The organism is Chitinophaga sancti, assembly GCF_034424315.1.
GTDB lineage: Bacteria > Bacteroidota > Bacteroidia > Chitinophagales > Chitinophagaceae > Chitinophaga > Chitinophaga sancti.
Map to the genome: position 1 here is coordinate 6,095,228 of NZ_CP139972.1, position 22,471 is coordinate 6,117,698.

The window sequence follows — 22,471 nt, forward strand, 5'->3', positions numbered from 1 at the left end:
TGAATATGATGAAAACTTTTGTTCTCTCCTTCTGCCTTTTAGTGACTACATTTTCGATGAGTTTTGCGCAGAGTGCGCAGTACCAGGGTGCGATGGCCAAGCAGATTGCCCTGCTGGATGATCCTGCCAACCGTGGACCTGAGAAGATGCAGGAAATAGCTAACACATTTGAGCGTATTGCGGCTGCGGAAAAAACACAATGGCTGCCTTATTATTATGCTGCTTATTGCTATGTGATGAATGCAGTGGCGGAGAAAGATAAGAGCAAGGTAGATGCGATCGATGATAAGGCCCAGAATGCGATTCTGCAGGCAGATGCGCTGGCGCCTAAGAATGATGAGATTTATTGTATCCGCTCACTGGTTGCTACAGCACGCATTGGCGTGGATCCGCAAACAAGGGGGATGCAGTATGGTAGTGAATCTGCAACATGGCTGGCACAGGCCGGGCAGATCAATAAAGATAATCCCAGGGTAGATTTGTTGCAGGGGCAGTCTTTGTATTATACACCGGAGCAGTTTGGTGGTAGTAAGGAAAAGGCGAAGGAGAAGTTTGAGTTAGCGCTGAAGAAGTTTGCTGCGTTTAAGCCGGCTAGTGTGATTGCGCCGCATTGGGGAGAGGAGTATACTAAGCAGTTGTTAGGGAAATAATAATTGTCAGTTAATGGACCGGCTTTTGCCGGTTCATTAACTGCACGCGCGCCTGCAGTTCAGTGTTTAGGGTTGACTTTAAACGTACACGTTAACCTAAAAACTGAACCCCATGAAAACCGTGGAAAATAAACTCTCCGTGGCTTCTTCCGCAGCTTTGTTACTTTCTGTAGTAAAAGGTCTTTATACGGATGGCTGGGGGCATGAATAGATTTAATGAAAAGCGGCTGCTCATACATGAGCAGCCGCTTTAATATTTTCTATAAATTCAAACAGTCCTATTCAGAAGCCAGTTCTATTTTCTTGAGTGGGTTTTGTGTGTTCTCCGCGTAGATCTCTCTTTTCTCTATAATATCCAGGCAGGTGAAGATTGCCTGGCGGAAAGAATAATGATCTGCCAGGTTTTTGCCTGCAATATCAAATGCAGTACCGTGGTCAGGAGAGGTGCGTACTACAGGCAGACCTGCTGTGAAGTTGATACCTTCGCCGGTAGCCAGTGATTTGAATGGAATCAGGCCCTGGTCGTGGTACATAGCGAGTACACCATCGAAGGTGCTGTGCATGTTCCTTGCAAAGAATGCATCGGCGCTATACGGACCAAAGCAGAGGATCCCATTATTCTTAGCCTGGTTGATAGCCGGAATGATCTCTTTCAGTTCTTCTTCACCTATCAGTCCATCATCGCCGGCGTGTGGGTTCAGGCCCAGTACGGCAATGCGTGGCTGATCGATACCAAAGTCTTTGATCAGGCTATCTTTCATCATGGTCAGTTTAGCCAGGATATTTTCGCGTGTCACATACGTTGCTACATCTTTGACAGGTACGTGCTCTGTGAGCAGACCTACGCGCATATTATCGGCAGTCATGAACATGAGCACATCTTTTGCTTCAAAGGCATCTCTGAGATAAGGAGTGTGGCCGGTGTAATTGAACTGTTCGCTTTGGATATTCTTTTTGTGGATCGGGGCGGTTACCAGGCCATCGATCTCGCCGTTTTTCAGGCATTCGATCGCTACTGCAAGGCTACGGGCAGCGTATTTACCGCCGATTTCGTTCAGTATACCTGGTGTGATCTGTACTTCTTCTTCCCAGCAGTTATAGACGTTCACCTGTTTGTGGTTCAGCCTGGAGAATTCCTTCAGGCTCTGGTAGTTGAAGTTGTTCTCATTCATCAGCTTGCGGTAGAAGTTGATGGTTTTGTTGCTAGCAAATATCACCGGGGTACAAAACTCCAGCATTCTGTTATCTGCAAAGGTCTTGATGATCAATTCGGCGCCAATGCTGTTAATATCACCAACGGTGATACCAATTACCGGCTTGTTTGTATGGGCGTTGCTACTCATGCTTTTTTGAGAATAATGGGCAAATATAACAAGAATTGGCAGGGAATCAATTTTCAATTTTCCCTGAAGCGATCCCACAATCCTGCTGCGCAGGAGATCTGGGGGCGGGCTATGGTCAGATTCAATCTGATTTCCGTAATTTTGATCCCTGATCATGTATACACTTAAAAAATCGCTTGGGCAGCACTTTCTCAGGGATGAAAATATCTGCAGAAAGATTGTTGATTCACTACCTGTAATTCCGAATCAGCAAGTGCTGGAAGTGGGGCCTGGTGCAGGCGCCATCACTAAATACCTCCTGGAACTGCCGGATACTACATTCAAGGCTGTAGAGCTGGACACTGAAAAGGTTGAATACCTTCAGAAGACTTATCCTGCTATTCAGGGAAAGCTCATTAATGAGAGTTTCCTGGATGTGAAACCTCCATTTGAGGGGAAATTTAATGTTATTGGCAATTTCCCTTACAACATTTCTACCCAGATCATGTTCCGTATCCTGGACTGGAAAGACCAGGTGCCATGTGTGGTGGGGATGTTCCAGAAAGAAGTGGCGCAGCGCATTGCTTCAAAGCATGGGAATAAGGATTACGGGGTATTAAGCGTGCTGTTACAGGCATTTTATAAAGTAGAATACCTGTTTGAAGTAAGTGAAACCTGTTTCAATCCGCCGCCAAAGGTAAAATCAGCAGTCATCCGCTTGCACAGGTTGGAAGAGGCTTATGACATTCCGAATGAGCGGAAGTTCTTCAACCTGGTAAAAACTGCTTTTGGCCAGCGCCGTAAGCAACTGAGAAATCCGTTAAAACCATTATTTGATAAAGAAGTACTACAGGACAGTTTCTTCACTAAGCGTGCAGAGGAACTGACTGTAGCAGATTTTGTAGCATTATCCCATAAGATGATATGAGCAGCAAAGTATTAATTACAGCCAGGGCGCACAACTATTTAATAGACAGATTGGAAGAAAAGGGATTTGAAGTCAGCTACCAGCCTTCCATCACATACGAAGAGCTGCTTACAGCCATTCATGAATATGTAGGATTGATTGTAACGACCCGCATGAAGATAGACAGGCCGGTAATAGACCATGCGAAGCAATTGCAATGGATTGGCCGGCTGGGCAGCGGGATGGAACTGATAGACGTGCCGTATGCAGAAAGCAGGGGAATACATTGCGCCAGCAGTCCGGAAGGCAACCGGGAGGCGGTGGGAGAGCAGATGGTGGGCATGCTGTTATGTATGATGAACAATGTGCTGAAGAGTAACCTGGAACTGCGGGAGGGGATCTATGAGCGGGATGGCAACAGGGGATTTGAGATAGGTGGCCGTACTGTAGGCATTATTGGATATGGTAATACAGGAAGTGCATATGCGCGCAAGCTGAGAGGTTTTGAGCCAAAGATCCTGGCATATGATAAATATAAAACTGGTTTCAGCAATGATCATGTGCAGGAGGCGACCATGGAGCAACTGTATGCTGAGGCGGAGATTGTGAGTGTGCATTTGCCACTGACAGGTGAAACGAAGCATCTGGCGAACCTGGAGTTCTTCCGTTCTTTCCACAGGCCGGTATGGTTCCTGAATGCGGCGAGGGGGAAGATAGTGAACACTGCTGATCTGATCCAGGCATTGGAAGAGGGTTTGCTGAGAGGGGCGGCACTGGATGTACAGGAGAATGAAAAGTTGTCTACTTATAGTCAGCAGGAGAAGGAGCAGCTGAAAAAGTTGCTGAGTTTTCCGAATGTGGTAATGACGCCGCATATTGCTGGATATACACATGAGGCGAGTATAAACATGGCCAGGATTGTGTTAGAGAAGTTGCATGTGATATAGGTTCGCAGGGAGAAATTGTCATTAGGAATGCTTACAAAACTATGTGGGCAGATTCATGCATTAGGAATACTGTATATGTGACATTCTTTAGGGGAATAAGCATTTTTTCGTTATATTTGCTTTAATACAAATTTACAACGCTTCTGTGCAAACGGGGGCGTTGATTTTTTTTCTTTATTCTTAAACTAAATAACGTTATGTCTGGTATTAACTACGTTACCAAAGAGACCCTGGACCAGATGCGTGAAGAGCTCAACTTCCTCAAGACAAAGGGCCGGGCAGAGATTGCCAGGGCGATTGCGGAAGCGCGGGAGAAAGGTGACTTGAAGGAAAATGCTGAGTATGACGCAGCAAAGGAGGCGCAGGGTTTACACGAAGCCAAGCTGGCTACGCTTGAAAATGCTATTGCTACTGCCAGAGTAGTGGAAGCAGATTCCATTGATACCTCCAAAGTATCTATTTTATGTAAGGTGACTATTACTAATATAGGCCTTAAGAAGACTGTCACCTATCAACTGGTGTCGGAGAAAGAGGCTGACCTGAAAGCGAATAAGATCTCAGTGACTTCTCCCATTGGGAAGGGATTGCTGGGCAAAGTGATTGGGGATGTTGCAGAAATCACCACTCCTAATGGTATAACCAAACTGAGGGTAGATAATATTACGATATAATGATCCCTTTGAAGATATCAGGCCTTCCGTATTATGCGGAGGGCTTTTTTTTTACCTTTAGTATTCTTTAAAACCCGCAATATGGCATCTATATTTACGAAAATCATCAATGGTGAAATTCCCAGCTATAAGATAGCTGAGAATGAGAGTTTTTATGCCTTTCTGGATATTTTCCCATTAGTGAGGGGGCATGTATTGGTTGTTCCAAAGGAGGAGGTAGACAAATTTTTTGATGTGACAGATGATCTGCTGGGTGAGTGGTTGTTATTTGCTAAGCCTATTGCGCAGGCGATAGAGCATGCATTTCCATGCAATCGTGTAGGAGTAAGCGTTGTTGGTTTAGAAGTACCGCATGCGCATATGCATTTGATACCTATTAATTCGGTAGACGACATGAACTTCCAGCGACCTAAGCTTAAGCTGTCAGAGGCTGAGTTTAAGGCTGTGCAGGAGCAGATTACAGCTGCCCTGGCACGTTGAACCTGAAACCGACACCATGGAGGGTTTCCAGCTTCACGGTTGGATCTGTTCTGAAATGTTTCCTCAGCTTGGTAATGAAAACGTCCATACTACGGCCCAGGAAGTAGTCATCTTTGCCCCAAACGTGGAAGAGGATTTCTTCCCGTTTCAGTGTTTTGTTTGCATTATCGCAAAGGTACTTGAGCAGGTCAGCTTCTTTTTGTGTAAGCGTGCTGGAAACCTCTCCGTTCTTTTCGCGAAGAATGAGGTCATTATAGTCGAAGGTGAGGTTGCCGATGTTATATTGCGTACGTTTCTCTGTCGCATTATTTACGGCACTTTTGGTTCTTTTCAGGAATACTTCAATGCGCAGCAAGAGTTCCTGCATGCTGAATGGTTTGGTAATATAGTCGTCTGCGCCTGTTTTGAATCCTTTAATTTTATCTTCATCCATTGCTTTCGAGGTCAGAAAGAGGATAGGAATGAAGTCGTTTTTTCTCCGGATTTGTTCTGCCAGGGTGAAGCCGTCTTTTTTGGGCATTACCACATCCAGTAAACATATGTCAAAGGTTCGTAACTGGAACTGCTCCCAGGCCATTTGTCCGTCTGTGCTATGTACCACATCGTAGCCTGCTTCTTCTAATCGCTTCTTTGTTACCGCACCAACATTTTGATCATCTTCCACCAATAGGATTCTTGCTTTCATAGCTTGATGCTGATTATATAAAATACCATAATTTATGGTGTATAGCTCCATGTATCATCAGGGGGAGCGAGTTATGAAGAATTTGATTCAAAGTAAATACAAATTATTAACTTCTGGAAAAACCTCTGCGCTAAGTCCAACATTTAACCGACGATCCGGCCTGGATTTTTCTGGAGGAATGCATCCCAACCCTTTGCCTTACTGGTATCCGGCATAATACTGGATTCTTGAAAAAAATGACAGACTGCTACTGCAAGGGCATCTGTAGCATCCAGATAATCAGGGCGTTCTGAGAATTTCAGGATCCTTTGGAGCATTTGCCAGATTTGTTCTTTATCGGCATTTCCATTTCCGGTGATGGACTGTTTTATCTTTTTGGGTGAATACTCCGTCACTGGAACTCCGGCCTGCATGGCTGTAGCAATGGCTACACCCTGTGCTCTACCCAGTTTGAGCATACTCTGTACGTTCTTACCAAAGAAAGGGGCCTCGATTGCGCAGGAAACCGGTTTATGCAAGCGTATCAGTTCATTTACACGGGCGTGTATCAATTGCAACCTTTCGTAGTGATCTTTGTGACGGGACAGCTTTAACACATCCATTTCCAGCAGGCTGGCTTTTGTTCCTTCTACCAGTATAAGCCCGTAGCCCATTACCAGCGTACCCGGGTCAATACCGAGAATTATTTTTGACTTGTTTGCCAACCACAGTTTATTTTTGCCAAAATCTTGATGTCTGAACAAAAATACCAAAATAATTCTCAATTACCTGCTGGGGGCAGTCCTTTTTACCTGGTTAGCCTGGTCCATTTATAATCAACTGCTCCACCAACCTAATTTAAAGAGTTCTCTTCAGCAAATGATAGATACCCTTGAGCATAAAGGCGTTGTGGCCATGCTGTTGGTGTTGATAGGCATGCTGGTTAACTGGGGGCTGGAGGCCCGCAAATGGCAGATGCTGATCAAACCCCTCCAGCCAATGCCCTTTCTCCGGGCCTTCAGGGCGATACTCTCCGGGGTCTCGTTTTCTATCAATACGCCTAATAGGATCGGGGAATATGGGGGTCGGGTACTCTATGTTAGTAATAATAGAAGCAAATTAAAGGCAATTGCTGCCACTATGGTGGGAAGTTTTAGCCAGCTGATTGTGACTATTATCTTTGGGTTAACCGGCTTTATCTATTTTGTGGCGAACTTCACGCCAGTAAGGCCTGAACAGGTAACCGGATATGCTACCTGGGAAAAAATATCGTTTGGGGTCGTTCTGATAATTTGTGGCTTGGTCATATTGTTATATTTTCGGCTGCAGATCATTCTATCAATCTTTGAAAGAATACCATTGTTGAGGAAGGCCCGGATATTTGTGCAAATTATTGTTCGTTACTCCAATGCAGACCTCGAACACTTATTGCTCCTTTCGGCCTTACGCTATGTGGTCTTCTCGGCACAGTATTTGATTTTGCTTGACACATTGGGCGTTGAAATGCTGTGGTGGCAAGGATTTTTGATGAACGCTGTCATTTATCTCGTAATGGCTATAGTTCCAACTGTCGCCATTGCAGAACTGGGCCTGAGAGGCAAAGTAAGCCTGTATTTCATGGGATTCCTCAGTATGAACAGTCCAGCTATCATAGCGGCAACGGTCATTATCTGGCTGGTAAACCTCGTGCTGCCGGCCGTATTAGGTAGTGTGCTATTGCTGGGAATTAAGATTTTTAAGGAAAAATAGCTTCATCAATGAGGTCCATTCTACTCATAGTTGTTTTAAGTCTGGCCACTATCCGCCCCCTGTATGCCCAAAATGACTTTTGCGGTATCACCAATACCAGCTTCAAAGCCGGCGAGAGTATTACATTTAAAGTCTACTATACCCTTGGAAGAGTATTCATAGGCGCGGGTGAAGCCACTTTTAACTGCATTCTTGAAAAATATAGCGGTAAAGATGTATATCATATCGTAGCCGAAGGCAAGACCTTCCGTACCTACGACTGGTTCTTCAAGGTGCGGGATAAATACCAAAGCTTTATAGATACCGCTAATATGATGCCCATGAAATTCCTCCGCGATGTAGAGGAAGGTGGGTACCGGCTCCACAATGACGTCACTTTCTATCAGGCACAGCACACCGCTGTGAGTACCACTGGTAGCTTTAAAGTGCCTGGCTGTGTACAGGACGTGATCAGCGCTATTTATTATGCCCGCAATATCGACTTCAATAAGTATAAACCAGGCGATAAGATCCCTTTCAATATGTTCCTGGATGATAAAGTGTATAGCATATATGTGCGCTATATTGGCAAGGAAATCGTAGAAACCAAGTTCGGAAAGTTCCGGGCTATCCGGTTCGCCCCCCTGCTGTTGCAAGGTTCTATGTTCGAAGGCGGGGAGAAAATGAGTGTATGGGTGAGTGACGACGGTAATAAAATACCCCTCCGTATTGATAGCCCTATTTCCGTGGGCAGCATTAAAGTAGATATGGTCGGGTACAAGAATATCCGCTATCCTTTTTCCTCTCTCATCTCAAAATAATACCGTTTAGGCTTATTTTAACTTTATGTGAACATCTGACTAACTATATTTGTTTCTACATTAATACTTTATTATATATGGAAGAACGTAAACCAAAGATATTACTGGCGGAAGATGATACCAACCTGGGTATGGTGCTCAAAAATTATCTTGAACTGAATGACTATGACGTGGAACTGTGCCGCGATGGTATTCTGGCACTGGCTGCCTTCAGAAGGGAGAAATTTGACATCTGCCTCCTGGATATCATGATGCCTAATATGGATGGTTTTAAACTAGCCGAGGAAATCCGCGATGTAGATCCGGACATTCCTTTATTCTTCCTCTCTGCCAAAACAATGAAAGAAGACATCATCCAGGGGTATAAGCTGGGTGCTGATGACTATATTGCCAAGCCATTTGACAGTGAATTGCTCCTGTTGAAGATCAAAGCGATCCTGAAGAGAAACCAGGAACTGAACAGCAAAGAGGAAGAGCAGCACGAGTTTAAAATTGGCCGCTATGAATTCAATGCCCGCCTGCGTACCCTGACCCGTGATGGGGAAACACATACGCTCTCTCCAAAAGAGAATGAACTGTTACGCATGCTGTGCGAGCATAAGAATGACCTGCTGCCCCGCGAACTGGCACTGAAGAAGATCTGGGGTAGCGATACTTACTTCAATGGTCGTAGTATGGACGTGTATATCGCCAAGCTGCGCAAATACCTGAAGGAAGATCCCAATATCGAGATCGTGAACATTCACGGTAACGGTTTCCGCCTGGTAGTGAAAGATTAAGATTGTAAAATAGCTCTGAGGCTGACTGAAAAGATTCGTATCTTTTCAGTCAGCCTTATTTTTATAGCGCATGAAATTATTGTTAATAGAGGACGAACCGGCAGTAGTATCCTTCATTCACCGATATCTTACTGAAGCAGGGTATGATGTATCTGTAGCTATGGATGGACCCACTGGTCTGCAAATGGCAATGGAACATACCTTCTCGCTTATCATCCTGGATGTGATGCTGCCCGGAATGAGTGGAATTGCCGTGTGTAAGGAACTGCGCAGCCAACAAAATAAGACGCCTATCCTCATGCTGACCGCACTGGGTTCTACGGAGAATGTGGTTTCCGGCCTGGATAGCGGTGCAGACGATTACCTGATCAAGCCATTTAAACAAGCGGAACTGCTGGCCAGGATCCGCTCCCTGTTAAGAAGACAGCCTGAAAATACAGTTGCTGTGCCAGCCGCCGCAAACCTGCTCAAACTGGCAGACCTGGAACTGAATACTGATACCAAAAGCGCCAGCCGTAGCGGGGAAAGCATTACGCTTACTGCTACTGAATATCGCCTGCTGGAATATTTTTTGCGCAATCCCCGTCGTGTGTTGTCCAGAATGGAGATACTGGAAAATGTGTGGGGCATCGACTTTAATATGAATACCAAGGTCGTGGATGTGTATGTGAATTACCTCCGCAAGAAAGTAAACCGCAAAGACCTGCCAGCCCTTATCCAGACAGTGGTTGGGATGGGCTATATGCTGAAAGAAGAAGCATGAGTATACGCATCAAAATACTGATCCTCTTTACTGCGCTGACAGTTTCTATCATCCTGCTGATGGCGGGGTGTGCTTACTTTCTCACCAATCAATATTCATTTACCGATTTTTATAAGCGCATTGAAATACGTGCCATTGTTGCTGCACGTGCTGTGCTGATCAAAGACAGGGATAACAGTGCTACCTATACGGAATTGCGTAACGAGCACCTGGAACGTATGCCTTATGAAAAGGAATACTTTCTAAAACTGGATAAGGATGGGCATTTCAAGCGTCCTGCGGCACTCAGTTCCCTGCCAGCCTCTTTTTTTGAAATGGTGCGGTTGCAGGGGAAGGCGAATCATCGTAGCGGTGACACCTTCTTTACAGGCGTAGTATTTGGCACTGATCCCGACAAGTACATCGTTATTGTTTCTGCACGCAATGATTTTGGCAGCCGCTACATGGCCGACCTGAAACAGGTACTGACCATCTGCCTGGCTACTGCGGGCATCCTGGTACTGGCAGCGGGCTTCTTCTTTTCGAGATACATCCTGCAGCCAGTAAGGGTCATGACCTCGCAGGTAAAGAACATCAGGGCGCACAACCTGCACCTGCGGCTGGATTCGCCAGACAGTAATGATGAAATGTTCGAACTGGCCCAGACTTTTAATAATATGCTGGACAGGCTGGAAACGGCTTTCGAAACACAGAACAATTTTGTCAGCAATGCCTCTCACGAGCTGGGAACACCGCTTACTGCCATCATTGGAGAGGCCGAGCTAGCCCTGAATAAACAACGTACAGATGAGGAATACCGCCAGTCCATACAAGTAATATTAGGAGAGGCCGAGCGCCTGGAGCATATTACTAAGAGCCTGTTACGCCTTGCCCAGACTGGTTTTGGAGGTAAAGGGCAGCAACGCGAACGGATTCGTATGGATGAACTGATCTTCTCTGTAAAAGATACGATTGACCAGATCAATCCTAATAATAAGGTAGAGATAGATTATTCTATGCTGCCGGAAGATGAGGCGAAGTTATTCATCCTGGGGGATGCGCAGTTGCTGCATCTTGCTTTCAGCAATATTGTACAGAATGCCTGCAAGTATTCTGATAACCGGGCCGTGAGTGTGGCGCTGGCAGCTACAGACGCCAATATTATCTTACTGATCCAGGACCAGGGGATTGGGATCCCTGCATCCGAACTACCATTTATATACGATCCTTTCTTCCGCGCTTCTAATACAAGTGGTTATAAAGGCTATGGAATAGGCCTGCCTTTATCCCGTAATATTATCCGCCTGCATGGGGGTAATATCGTTGTAAACAGCCAGCAGGGCAAGGGCACAGAGATCAGGATCACCCTGCCGGTTGCCTGATTCTTACCGGATTCTTACCCCATTTTACCGGATTCTTACCACATTTTTAATTTCCTTTTATCTCCTGCTTACGGGTTCCTAATCTCGTGGAAATAGTTTTGTGTTATAAATCAAAGCACATGAAACATATCTTGATTCCTACAGATTTTTCCATCAGGTCTCTTCGTGTAGTTCATCATGTTATAGATCGCTTTGGGGCTGGGGAACCCTTGAATATTGTGATGATGCATGCAATGCAGATGCCGGGTTCTATCATGGAACTGATGATGCTGTCAAGGAGATCATCACACTACGATCTGATTACTGATGATTATAAGGAAGCCAGCGAAATTATAAAGAATAAATATGGTTCAGCCATTCAGTCACTGAAAACCGAGTTCCTGATAGGCCGCGGCAATGGTGTGTTTCGCAACTTCCTGTTGTATCACAATATTGATGCGATTGTATGTCCTGCTGAATTCAATTTCCGCAAGGCATCACCTAACAGTTATGATCCGGCAGAGCTGATCAGGAAGAGCAAGTATCCCGTGCACCATGTGTCGCTGAAGAAGAAGGAGCGGATGCTGGTGTCGGCAATGTCCGAGCTATTTGAAATATAGATCTGTCTGTTTGAGTAGTGCTCTTTTCCTCGAAGGAGGGGGGAGCGCTATTTTTAAATCACTTTTAAATGAGGTATTATGCTACTCAAAAAAAATATACCGTTTAGATATGTGTTTGGCAAAATCAAATATGAAATTGCGTTAGTGGTATTATACACGCTTGTGATAGTATTAATACATGACCGATTCAATCTGAAAGCAACCATCAACATACCATTGACTGTACCAATGATTATGGGTACAGTAATATCACTGCTATTGGCGTTTAGATCTAACCAGGCTTATGACCGGTGGTGGGAAGCGCGCACAGTGTGGGGCGCTATTGTGAACGATTCGCGTTCTTTTACGAGGGAGGTACTGACATTTATAAACAGTGCGGAGTTCCCTGAAGAAGCAGAACGCTTGCGGGAAAGAATGATCCGCCGGCAGATGGCATGGTGTTATTCACTGGGCCAGCAATTGAGAGGATTGTCTGCTACTGAGGGGTTGGAGCGACTGATCCCTAAGCGGGAAGTGGCTTATGTAGCACGCTTTGCGAATGTGCCGATGGCATTGCTGGAACTGCATGCAAAAGATCTGCAGATTGCTTTGCAACGTGACTGGATCAACGCTTATCAGCAGGTGCAGATTGATAGTACCCTGAATAAATTCAGTGATAGTATGGGTAAGTGTGAGCGTATCAAGAACACCGTATTTCCTTCCACCTACAGCTTGTACATTCATTTTGCATTGAACTTCTTTATCATGTTGCTGCCATTTGGCGTGATAGAGTTTTTTGGTTGGGGGGCAGTGCCTTTGGTAGGTGCGATTGCTGCATCCTTTCTGCTGATTGAGAAGATGGCTATACACCTGCAGGATCCGTTTGACAACAAACCAACGGATACCCCTATGACGACTATTGCGCGGACAATAGAGCGGGATCTGCGGCAGATGCTCAACGACAATTATGTACCGGAAACACCGCCCGTGTACTCTTATTATGTGATGTAGTAGTTATATATATTGGTAAAGAATGATTGGTACGAGGGGGGAGTAATTTTTAAGAAGTATAGATTGGTTAAAGATTAAACAGACTCCCTGATCACCGTTTTTTGAGGAGGAAGGGCTGACCGGCGATACAATGGTCAGCCCTTTAGTATTTTTATAAGGAACAAACTATTTGTCTTGTTTGATGAAGTAGTTTGTCTTTTAGAACAATAAGCCACTATTAGCCCCACCTCTCGGTGTTTTTCCAAGGTGTACATATGCTTTCTCCGTTACTTCTCTTCCACGGGGTGTACGCTTGATAAAGCCCTCCTGTATGAGGAATGGTTCATACACTTCTTCCAGTGTGCCGGGTTCTTCACCTACAGCAGTAGCGATGGTTGTGATACCAACCGGACCACCTTTAAAGTTTTCGATGATGACCTGCAGGATGCGGTTGTCCATTTCGTCCAGCCCGTATTCATCTACATTCAGTGCTTTCAGGCTGAATTTAGCAATTTCCAGGTCGATGGTACCATTGCCCACTACCTGAGCAAAGTCTCTTACCCTTCTCAGCAATCCATTGGCAATACGCGGGGTACCCCTGGATCTCCGTGCTATTTCCATCGCAGCTTCGCTGGTGATCTTTGTGTCCAGCAGGCCGGCGGCACGCCAGATGATCTTTTGGAGGATAGCGGCGGTGTAATATTCCAGCCTTGATTTGATACCAAAGCGGGAGAGCAGGGGAGCGGTCAGCAGGCCTGAGCGGGTAGTAGCCCCTATGAGTGTGAATGGATGCAGCGAGATCTGGATGGCGCGGGCACTTGGACCTGTATCGATCATGATGTCAATACGGTAGTCTTCCATGGCGGAATAAAGGTATTCTTCCACTACGGTACTAAGCCGGTGAATTTCATCGATAAACAGCACGTCTTTAGGCTCGAGGTTGGTGAGCAGGCCTGCCAGATCACCGGGTTTCTCGATCACCGGGCCGGAGGTTTCGCGGATGTTAACCCCCATTTCAGTGGCGACAATGCGTGACAGCGTTGTTTTACCTAATCCCGGAGGGCCGTGAAAGAGCACATGATCCAGCGCTTCTCCTCTCAACTTAGCGGCCTTGATAAAGATCTTGAGGTTCTCAATGATCTGGTCCTGCCCCGAGAAATCTACGATCTCTTTGGGGCGGATGCTGTTTTCAAACTCCTTTTCCGCAGCACTTTGGCGGCTTTCTTCTGGTCTTAGAGGATTCGACATATCGGGGTGAAAGTTACCAAAAAAAACGCCTGCGGGAGCTTCGAATTTTCGGTTATATTTGATAATAAGCAACATCCCAATATGAAACACGCGCACATTTTAACCCTCCTGATCAGTGTATCTACCCTCGCTGCATATGCCCAGGACATCAAAGAGCAGGAAGTGAAAAGGATTATCACCACCCTCGCTGCCGATGATATGGAGGGGCGTAAAACTTTTGAACCAGGTATTGAGAAAGCAGCTCAGTTTCTGGAGAAGGAATATACCCAGGCAGGGCTCCAGCCATTACCAGGGGCTACCAGTTTCCGGCAGGCATTTCACAGGTTTAATACTTTGCCAGGTCCACGTCAGGTCCACCTTGGCCATAACACAATAGGCCCTGAAAGAGTCATCATGCTCGGGGTGGCACCGTCTATAGACTGGAATCAGAATAGTGATGTGGATGTGAAAACCATTCCCGCTTCTGAGCAGTTCTATGACTACCTGAGAAAACTGAGAGATGTGAAAAAGAATACCCTTGTATGGGTAGATACTGCGCATACGGAAGACTTCAATAAGTACTATCAGAACTTACAGCAAAGAGGAGGTAGAAACCTGGATAGCCTGGCATCTGTAGTATTAGTACTCAGACATGCGGAAGATACGGATCTTAAAACCTGGGATGTAAAAGCCAGTCAGCAGGTTACTCCCTTATACCTGAGTAATATTGTAGGAATGATCAAAGGAAAAACGAAGCCGGAAGAATATGTGATTTTCTCCGGTCACTACGATCATTTAGGTATCATAACACCTGTAGGTAAAGACAGCATTGCGAATGGGGCTGATGATGATGCCAGTGGGGTAACGGCGGTGGTGATGCTGGCAAAGTACTATAAGCAGTATCCGCCTGCCAGATCGCTCATCTTCGTAGCTTTTACAGCAGAAGAAATAGGTGGGTATGGATCCAGGTATTTCTCCCAGCAACAGGATCCTGACAAGGTAATAGCAATGTTCAATATTGAGATGATCGGAAAGGAATCTAAATTTGGAAAGAACAGTGCATTCATCACCGGGTATGAGCGTTCGGATTTCGGAAAGATCCTGGAGAAGAATTTAGAGAACTCCATCTTCCATTTCTATCCTGATCCTTATCCGGAGCAGAATTTGTTTTACCGTTCAGACAATGCTACCCTGGCTAAGCAGGGGGTGCCTGCACACACGATTTCTACTGACCAGATTGATACAGATAAATTATATCACAGTGTAGGTGATGAAGTAAGTAGTTTGGATATTAAGAACATTACAAGTACGATACAGGCAATTGCTGTCAGTGCGCGCAGCATTGTGGCGGGTACAGATACGCCTGCGAGAATAGAAAAGATGGCGAATTAAAACGCTGGAACTCAATTTATGTTGACCAATACTCATTTATGCAATGAGTGCTAATACCAGGTTAGGGTCCGGGCAATTCGCCAGGTACCGTGCTCTTTCACTATAACGACATACGCCAGGGTAGTCTCCCGCCTTCCCTTCCATATCGATGATGAGCTGGAAGTGGAGGTGTGGAGGCCAATGGCCATTCTCTTTTAAAGGCCCGAAATGGGCGATAATCTGCCCTGCAGCAACAGGTGCATCCACTTCTAATCCTTCCAGATCAGCTACACTCAGGTGCCCGTATAAAGTATGAAAAGGCACGCCATCCAGCACATGCTTTAAGATGATAGTAGCCCCGTAATCACCATAGTTATCATTGAACTGAAAACTATGTATACGACCATCCATCGGTGCATATACGGGTGTGCCTGCAGGCCCCCAGATGTCTATACCGAGGTGAAATCTTCTGGGTTCGTCTCCGGTATCAAAATGTGCACTGCGGGAGTAGATGGTGCGGTGTTCACCATAGCCACCTATGCCGAAGACTGCATGGTGTGTGGCGAGTAAGTTGGTGACATAATCACTGAAACGCTGTTCATCGTCCAGTATATCGTGTGTAAGTGCAGTGTTTGCGGCAGTCAGATCCATCGGGTATAAATGATCCTGTGTGGGATCAAATAATACGACTGGCTGAAACGGCTGATGCGCTTTTAAGATTTCGGTTAACATAGTAAAAAAGAAGGCTGGCATTGCGCCAGCCCCGATTTATTAAACAACAATATTGATCATTCTTCCTTTCACGATCACTACTTTTTTAACGGGCTTACCTTCGATCCATTTCTGTACTACCTCGTTGGCAAGTATAGTCTGTTCGATAGCGGCATTGTCTGCATCCAGCGGGAAGCTCAGTTCTGTGCGGGTCTTACCGTTTACAGCAATCGGGTAGTTGAACGCATTTTCCTTTACATATTTCTCTTCGAATACAGGGTATGCTGCATCGAGGATACTTGTTGTATTACCCAGCATATGCCACAGTTCTTCAGCGATGTGTGGTGCATATGGGGTGAGCAGGATCAGCACGGGTTCCAGTACGCTGCGTTTGTTGCTTTTCAGGCTGCTCAGTTCATTCACACAGATCATGAACTGGCTGACAGCGGTATTGTATGAGAAGTTCTCGGTATCGCTGTCGATTTTCTGAATCGTCTTGTGCAGGATCTTCAGTTCTTCAGGAGTGGCTTCGCCGTCTTTTACAATCAGGCCTTTCTGCTCATCCACGAAGAGGCGCCAGAGTTTTTTGAGGAAGCGGTGCACGCCTTCGATACCTTTGGTATCCCATGGTTTGGACTGCTCTACAGGGCCGAGGAACATTTCGTACATGCGGAAGGTATCGGCACCGTATTTATCAACGAGTACATCCGGGTTTACGGTGTTGTACTTGCTCTTACTCATCTTCTCTACTTCGGATTTGCAGGTGAACTGGCCATCCTGCAGGAGGAAGATTGCGTTTTCAAAGTCAGATTTCCATTTTCTGGCAGCATTAACATCCATTACTACGCCATCCACGAAGTTGACATCTACGTGAATATAGCTTTCGATCACATAGTTTACATCCATGGAGTTCAGGAACTCAGCCAGGGATGCATCCTGTTCCCTGATCAGTTCAATGATATGCTTGATCTTGATATCGCCGAAGCTGCTGGAGATAAATACCTGTTTGTTATCCGGCAATGTGATAGGATCGATTTCGTCAGCTTCCGGTTTGTGGTCGCTGTGCATAAAGCGCAGGCGTTTAGCAAACCTTGATGAACCCTGGATCATACCCTGGTTGATGAGCTTTTTATAAGGCTCATCGAAGCCAATATAGCCGAGATCACACAATACTTTGGTCCACAGGCGGGAATACAGCAGGTGACCTACTGCATGCTCTGTACCACCGATGTATACATCTACCTGGTTCCAGTAATCAGTAGCAGCACGGCTGGCAAATTCTTCCTTGTTAGAAGGATCTGCGTAGCGCAGGAAGTACCAGCTGCTACCTGCATAACCAGGCATGGTGTTGGTTTCACGTTTTGTATTCGCATCAATATTCACCCAGTCGGTGATGTTGGCCAGCGGGCCTTCACCATCTTCACCTGGTTTATAGGTATCTACGTGTGGCAGTTCTACAGGGAGTTCGCTTTCGGCTACAGCGTATGGGATTCCATTTTTGTAAACGATCGGGAAGGGCTCACCCCAGTAACGCTGACGGCTAAAGCCTGCATCGCGCATTCTGAAGTTAGTCTGCTTTTTACCGATGCCCATGGCTTCCACTTTATCAGCTACAATTTCCATTGCCTGCCTCATAGGCACACCATTCAGGAAATCGCTGTTCTGCAATACCGCATCCTTGGTAGGATTTGCTTCTGCACCATCGAAGGCTGCGCCGAGGATATTGGTGATTGGAATATTGAAGTGTTTCGCAAAGCCAAAGTCACGCTGGTCGCCACAAGGCACCGCCATAATTGCACCGGTACCATAACCTGCAAGTACATATTCAGAGATCCATACAGGAATGCGCTTACCATTGAAAGGGTTCAGTACATAAGCACCTGTAAAGCAACCGGTGATCTGCTTTACCTCTGCCATACGTTCACGTTCGGAGCGGCTCTGCACATAGTCAAGATATTTATCTACAGCAGTTTTGTTCTCAGCAGTTGTGATTTTAGCTACCTGCTCATGTTCTGGAGCTACCACCATGAAGTCCACGCCAAAGATAGTATCGGGGCGGGTGGTATATACTCTTAAACCTTCGCCATCGCTGCCTTCGAACCTGAAGGTGATCTCGGCTCCCTGGCTCTTACCGATCCAGTTACGCTGCATTTCCTTCATTGCTTCGCTGTAGTTCACGTTTTCCAGGCCTTCGAGCAGGCGGTTCGCATACTCGGTGATGCGGAGGAACCACTGACGCATTTTTTTCTTTACTACGGGGTGTCCGCCACGTTCACTCACCCCATTCACCACCTCATCGTTTGCAAGCACGGTACCCAGGGCAGCACACCAGTTTACCTCAGCATAAGCGAGGAAAGCGATGCGGTAATGCATAAGGATCTCGCGCTGCCGGGCTTCGCTATAGCCTTTCCAGTCCTGGGCAGAGAAGGAGAGGCTGCGGTCGCCGGGGCATTCATGGGCTGCATTCCCTTCTTTTTCAAAGCTGGCGATCAGTTCAGGAATACGTTTAGCTTTCTGGATGTTACGGTCTAACCAGCTGTCGAAGAGCTGGAGGAAGAGCCATTGTGTCCATTTATAGTAATCGGCACTGCTGGTATTGACTTCTCTTTCCCAGTCAAAGCAGAAACCGATGTTATCCAGTTGTTTACGGAAGGAAGCGATATTTACAGCAGTAGTTACAGCAGGGTGCTGACCTGTTTCCAGGGCATACTGTTCTGCTGGCAGACCAAAGGCATCCCAACCCATTGGATGTAGTACATTAAAACCTTTTAGTCTTTTATAACGAGCATAGATGTCAGACGAAATATATCCCAGTGGGTGGCCTACATGAAGACCCGCCCCTGAGGGATAAGGAAACATATCAAGTACATAGCACTTGGGCTTTTGGCTATTGATGCCAACCCTGTAAGCTTTTGATTCGCTCCAGGAGTGCTGCCACTTTTTCTCAATAGCCCTGAAATTATATTCCATATAATTGTTGAATTAACCGGACGTAACGCTACGCCCTGTTGACTTAAAATAACGTTAAAGGATGACAAAAGTAAACATAACTGCTAATTTTTATTACTTTCGCCTATAAACGATAGATTAATGGCGCAGCAACCCGGGAAATCATCATCAAGAAAATCCAAACCTTCTTATCTGTACTCCATCATTGGAGTAGCACTGGTACTGTTCCTGCTTGGAACATTAGGACTTATAGTTATTCATGCTAACAAGCTCAGTGAATATTTTAAAGAAAGTATTGAAATTCAGGTGATCCTTAGGGACAATGTAAAAGAGGAGCAGGCGATAGCCCTTCGTGATTCCATTGCCAGTAAGCCTTATGTTAAGTCGATCGAATACGTATCTAAAGATATGGCGGCCGAGCGCTTTAAAAAGGAGTTCGGGGAAGATTTTATCACCCTGCTGCAATATAACCCTTTATATGCCAGCATTAATGTAAAAGGTAATGCCCGGTATGTAAATCCGGACAGCCTGTCAGTGATAGAGGCAAATCTGGCCCAACAACCGATCGTAAGAGAGATTTCTTACCAGAGAGGGCTGGTGTCCAAGCTAAATGAGAATGTGCGTAAGATTGGCTTCGTGATCCTGGGGATCTGTATCATGCTGGCAATTGTGGTAATAGTGCTGATAGACAATACGATACGTTTGGCTATGTTCAGCAACCGCTTCCTGATCAAGACGATGCAGATGGTAGGGGCTACCCGATGGTTCATAGCCAAGCCTTTCGATTTCCGCAGTATCATCAATGGGGCACTGAGTGCCATATTGGCTATTGCCGGTTTGGTCGGGATTCTATATTTTGCAGACAAATTACTTCCAGAGCTCAGTAGCATGAGGGATTACTTTATGACATCTGCCCTCTTTATAGGTATGATTGTGATAGGAATCTTTATTTCTTTGGTGAGCACACACCGCTCAGTGATGAAATACCTGAAGCTGAAACTGGATGATTTATATTGATTGATAATTTCTACATCATATGATTAAAGAAACTAAACACGCTGAAAAAGCAGTAATTGAAGAGCGTCCTGTTTTCGCAAAGGATAACTATAAGTTCATGTTAGCAGGCATGGTGATTACTGTGATCGGCTTCCTGTTGATGATGGGTGGTTATAACGACGATGCTACCAAATTCAAACCAGAAGAGGTATATAGTTTCCAGCGCATTACGCTGGCTCCTATTGTGATCCTGCTGGGTCTGGGAGTAGAGGTGTTTGCGATTATGCGCCGACCAAAGCAATAAGATCTACAACTTTTTATAATTCAGGCGATGATACAACTTCATCGCTTTTTTTTATTAAAAACGGATAAATCAGCTAATTACATGAGCATTCTGGATGCCATTATCATTGCCATCGTTGAAGGACTAACTGAATTTCTGCCTATTTCGTCTACTGGCCACATGGTCATTACCAGTGCCATCCTGGGTATTGGAGATGACGACTTCACAAAATTGTTTGAGATTGTAATACAACTGGGAGCCATATTAGCTGTCGTTGTTTTGTACTGGAGAAAGTTCTTTGTGTTCGACAAGAACCGCATTCCCTTTTATATCAAACTGATACTGGCTACTATTCCAGCCCTGATCCTTGGTTTCCTGTTCCATCACAAGATCAAGGAACTCATGGGTTCTCCGATGGTAGTAGCAGTCAGCCTGTTCCTGGGGGGCATTGTATTACTGTTTGTGGATAACTGGTTTACGAAACCGACTATTGATAATGATGAAAAGGTGAGCAATTTCAGGGCTATCCGTATTGGTTTCTTCCAGTGCCTGGCGCTGATTCCCGGTGTAAGCCGCAGTGCAGCTTCCATTATTGGTGGTATGCAGCAGAAGCTGACCCGTAATGCTGCTGCTGAATTTTCATTCTTCCTCGCAGTTCCTACTATGTTCGCAGCTACCTGCTACGATCTGTATAAAAGCAAAGATGCACTGGCAAGCAATACCGGTAATTTCCAGTTGCTGGCACTCGGATTTGTGATTGCATTTGTAGTGGCGTTGATTGCTATTAAATTCTTTATCGGCGTATTGAAGAAATACGGTTTCCGTGTTTGGGGTGTATACCGTATACTGGTGGGAGGTGCAATCCTTGCTGCTATGTTTATGGGCTATAACCTTACAGTAGCCTAATTTTATTTTCCTGGTAGCCATGGCTGCCAGGAAAAATATTGTTTATACCCAACCCGATTATATCCCCGGGTGTTATAGATACATGAAAAATTTTTATTTACCTCTTCTTTGTTGCCTGGCAACAATCAATTCATTGGCCCAACGCAACTTTGTTCCCGGCGCAGTAGCAGTTCCACAACGAGATTCTCTGAAAGGATTTATTGACTTCCGGAACTGGACAAGTACTCCTAACGAGATTCGGTTTAAGAGTACAGAAAATGGTGAAATCACCACCTATACCCCCAACCAGATCAGTGGTTTTGCCTTACACTCGGATGGAGATGTTGTTTATGTTACAAAGCATGTATTACTGGATGTAACTCCCTACATTGTTTCTTCTACACAATCGGTCACGCAGCCACAGACGGAATTGCTGGACTCAATCGTGTTTATTCAGCAGCTGGTAACAGGAGCATATAATCTGTATACCTATACTGATCGCCACCAGCGTATACATTTCATGTATAATGCACCGGGTGGCGATATCCAGGAGCTGAAATACATCAAGACCATGGTGCCTTCTCCTGATGGAGGTAAGATCTACGAAAAGAAAGAGTACCAGGAGCAATTGACCTCACTGTTCAAAGATGAAGGTAAAATTGCCCGTCAGGCCAGGAGTGTGGATTATCGTGATGAAGACCTGATTGCTTTGTTTGTTGCTTATCAACATGCCAAAGCACCGGGTACGGAAGTACTGGTAAAGACAAAGAAGAAGCAGCCTATATACTTTGGTATTGTTGCCGGACCAGCGTTTAACAGTTATAACTGGAAGGGAGGAGAACAATATATGCTGCATGGCAAATACAGTTCTTCTGTAAATCCTATAGCGGGTGTGTTTGTAGATATTCCACTTGGCGGTGCTACCCGACAGTGGTCTATGTATAATGAGTTGCTTTATAAAACCTATTCTACGCATGCCAGCATGGATATGAATGCGCTATTGGCCGGAGATATCGCTACATTTAAATTCTCCTATTTACAGCTGAATGTAATGGCGCAGTATATCTATCCTAAGGGAGTCGTAAAGCCCTTTGTACATATAGGTATGGGCAATGCAATAATCGTTAAGACGACGACGAATGATTATTTTGATGCCAGCAGGCCTGAACATCGAGAAGCCTTTGCAGGACCACGTAAACTGGAACAATTGCTGGTGGGAGGTATTGGTGTAAGGGCGGACCGTTTTCAGCTGGAAGTAAGGGGTTCGACCAGTACCGGATGGATCGATATTATGAGTGCATCGATGCCGGTCAATTCTTTACAGATCATTGCCGGTGTAAGATTCTGATAAATAAAAAAAGCTTCTGCTGCAGCAGAAGCTTTTTTTA

General features: G+C 45.5%; 23 protein-coding genes. 17 read left to right on the top strand and 6 right to left on the bottom strand.

All coding sequences use genetic code 11. The annotated features are described in order from the left end of the window. The first annotated feature begins 5 nt into the window (after positions 1-5). On the top strand, positions 6-650 hold the full coding sequence (locus tag U0033_RS23860) for a hypothetical protein (protein WP_143150861.1): 645 nt from the start codon (positions 6-8) through the stop codon (positions 648-650). Between the two features lie 278 nt (positions 651-928). On the opposite strand, the gene pdxA is transcribed toward U0033_RS23860, so the two are convergent. Continuing rightward, positions 929-1,993, bottom strand: coding sequence for a 4-hydroxythreonine-4-phosphate dehydrogenase PdxA (gene pdxA, locus U0033_RS23865; protein WP_072364109.1), 1,065 nt, complete (start codon positions 1,991-1,993; stop codon positions 929-931). Between the two features lie 154 nt (positions 1,994-2,147). On the opposite strand from pdxA, the gene rsmA reads away from it, so the two are divergent. From rsmA to U0033_RS23885, 4 genes are all read left to right on the top strand, one after another. Further along, the gene (gene rsmA / locus U0033_RS23870) at positions 2,148-2,900 is read left to right on the top strand and encodes a 16S rRNA (adenine(1518)-N(6)/adenine(1519)-N(6))-dimethyltransferase RsmA (protein WP_072364022.1); all 753 of its coding nucleotides are present in this window, start codon (positions 2,148-2,150) and stop codon (positions 2,898-2,900) included. Then, complete coding sequence (locus U0033_RS23875) at positions 2,897-3,826, top strand: NAD(P)-dependent oxidoreductase (RefSeq protein ID WP_072364020.1); 930 nt, start codon at positions 2,897-2,899, stop codon at positions 3,824-3,826. Before rsmA ends, U0033_RS23875 begins: the two co-directional genes overlap by 4 nt. Before the next feature lie 197 nt (positions 3,827-4,023). Next, positions 4,024-4,497 (top strand): transcription elongation factor GreA, encoded by a 474-nt coding sequence (gene greA, locus U0033_RS23880; protein ID WP_072364018.1) that lies wholly within the window; start codon positions 4,024-4,026, stop codon positions 4,495-4,497. 81 nt (positions 4,498-4,578) lie between these two features. After that, entirely contained in the window at positions 4,579-4,977 is a 399-nt protein-coding gene (locus U0033_RS23885) for an HIT family protein (protein ID WP_072364108.1), read from the top strand. Here U0033_RS23885 and U0033_RS23890 read toward each other — a convergent pair. Next, entirely contained in the window at positions 4,955-5,662 is a 708-nt protein-coding gene (locus U0033_RS23890) for a response regulator transcription factor (protein ID WP_072364016.1), read from the bottom strand. The two genes, U0033_RS23885 and U0033_RS23890, sit on opposite strands and share 23 nt — an antisense overlap. A gap of 143 nt (positions 5,663-5,805) precedes the next feature. Next, positions 5,806-6,366, bottom strand: a complete 561-nt coding sequence (gene ruvC, locus U0033_RS23895; protein ID WP_245801834.1) for a crossover junction endodeoxyribonuclease RuvC — start codon at positions 6,364-6,366, stop codon at positions 5,806-5,808. A 154-nt stretch (positions 6,367-6,520) separates the two neighbouring features. Between ruvC and U0033_RS23900 the strand changes: the two genes are divergently transcribed. From U0033_RS23900 to U0033_RS23930, 7 genes are all read left to right on the top strand, one after another. Further along, on the top strand, positions 6,521-7,390 hold the full coding sequence (locus U0033_RS23900; RefSeq protein ID WP_072364012.1) for a lysylphosphatidylglycerol synthase domain-containing protein: 870 nt from the start codon (positions 6,521-6,523) through the stop codon (positions 7,388-7,390). 8 nt (positions 7,391-7,398) lie between these two features. Further along, a complete protein-coding gene (locus U0033_RS23905; protein ID WP_072364011.1) occupies positions 7,399-8,190 on the top strand; it encodes a DUF3108 domain-containing protein in 792 nt (263 codons plus the stop codon). A gap of 77 nt (positions 8,191-8,267) precedes the next feature. Next, complete coding sequence (locus tag U0033_RS23910; RefSeq protein ID WP_072364009.1) at positions 8,268-8,969, top strand: response regulator transcription factor; 702 nt, start codon at positions 8,268-8,270, stop codon at positions 8,967-8,969. A gap of 70 nt (positions 8,970-9,039) precedes the next feature. Then, entirely contained in the window at positions 9,040-9,732 is a 693-nt protein-coding gene (locus U0033_RS23915; RefSeq protein WP_072364008.1) for a response regulator transcription factor, read from the top strand. Further along, complete coding sequence (locus U0033_RS23920) at positions 9,729-11,093, top strand: HAMP domain-containing sensor histidine kinase (RefSeq protein WP_072364007.1); 1,365 nt, start codon at positions 9,729-9,731, stop codon at positions 11,091-11,093. Before U0033_RS23915 ends, U0033_RS23920 begins: the two co-directional genes overlap by 4 nt. A 119-nt stretch (positions 11,094-11,212) precedes the next feature. After that, positions 11,213-11,692 carry a hypothetical protein gene (locus U0033_RS23925; protein ID WP_072364006.1) on the top strand — a complete coding sequence of 160 codons (480 nt, stop codon included), beginning with the start codon at positions 11,213-11,215 and terminating at the stop codon, positions 11,690-11,692. A gap of 78 nt (positions 11,693-11,770) precedes the next feature. Further along, on the top strand, positions 11,771-12,682 hold the full coding sequence (locus U0033_RS23930) for a bestrophin family protein (protein ID WP_072364005.1): 912 nt from the start codon (positions 11,771-11,773) through the stop codon (positions 12,680-12,682). A gap of 198 nt (positions 12,683-12,880) precedes the next feature. Here U0033_RS23930 and ruvB read toward each other — a convergent pair whose 3' ends face one another. Then, the gene (gene ruvB, locus U0033_RS23935) at positions 12,881-13,909 is read right to left on the bottom strand and encodes a Holliday junction branch migration DNA helicase RuvB (RefSeq protein ID WP_072364004.1); all 1,029 of its coding nucleotides are present in this window, start codon (positions 13,907-13,909) and stop codon (positions 12,881-12,883) included. A gap of 81 nt (positions 13,910-13,990) precedes the next feature. On the opposite strand from ruvB, the gene U0033_RS23940 reads away from it, so the two are divergent. After that, positions 13,991-15,280 (top strand): M28 family metallopeptidase, encoded by a 1,290-nt coding sequence (locus tag U0033_RS23940; RefSeq protein WP_072364003.1) that lies wholly within the window; start codon positions 13,991-13,993, stop codon positions 15,278-15,280. Positions 15,281-15,316: 36 nt separating this feature from the next. Here U0033_RS23940 and U0033_RS23945 read toward each other — a convergent pair whose 3' ends face one another. Both U0033_RS23945 and U0033_RS23950 read right to left on the bottom strand, forming a co-directional pair. Further along, positions 15,317-15,991 (bottom strand): peptidoglycan DD-metalloendopeptidase family protein, encoded by a 675-nt coding sequence (locus tag U0033_RS23945; RefSeq protein WP_072364002.1) that lies wholly within the window; start codon positions 15,989-15,991, stop codon positions 15,317-15,319. 39 nt (positions 15,992-16,030) lie between these two features. Further along, positions 16,031-18,940 carry a leucine--tRNA ligase gene (locus U0033_RS23950; RefSeq protein WP_072364001.1) on the bottom strand — a complete coding sequence of 970 codons (2,910 nt, stop codon included), beginning with the start codon at positions 18,938-18,940 and terminating at the stop codon, positions 16,031-16,033. A gap of 120 nt (positions 18,941-19,060) precedes the next feature. On the opposite strand from U0033_RS23950, the gene U0033_RS23955 reads away from it, so the two are divergent. The 4 genes from U0033_RS23955 (at position 19,061) to U0033_RS23970 (ending at position 22,431) form a co-directional block, all read left to right on the top strand. Next, complete coding sequence (locus tag U0033_RS23955) at positions 19,061-19,936, top strand: cell division protein FtsX (RefSeq protein ID WP_072364000.1); 876 nt, start codon at positions 19,061-19,063, stop codon at positions 19,934-19,936. A 19-nt stretch (positions 19,937-19,955) separates the two neighbouring features. Beyond that, entirely contained in the window at positions 19,956-20,219 is a 264-nt protein-coding gene (locus tag U0033_RS23960; protein ID WP_083571735.1) for a DUF3098 domain-containing protein, read from the top strand. A gap of 81 nt (positions 20,220-20,300) precedes the next feature. After that, positions 20,301-21,104, top strand: a complete 804-nt coding sequence (locus U0033_RS23965) for an undecaprenyl-diphosphate phosphatase (protein ID WP_072363999.1) — start codon at positions 20,301-20,303, stop codon at positions 21,102-21,104. 82 nt (positions 21,105-21,186) lie between these two features. Then, positions 21,187-22,431: an outer membrane beta-barrel protein gene (locus U0033_RS23970; protein WP_177318683.1), complete on the top strand. Its 1,245-nt coding sequence runs from the start codon at positions 21,187-21,189 to the stop codon at positions 22,429-22,431. The last annotated feature ends 40 nt before the right edge of the window (positions 22,432-22,471 follow it).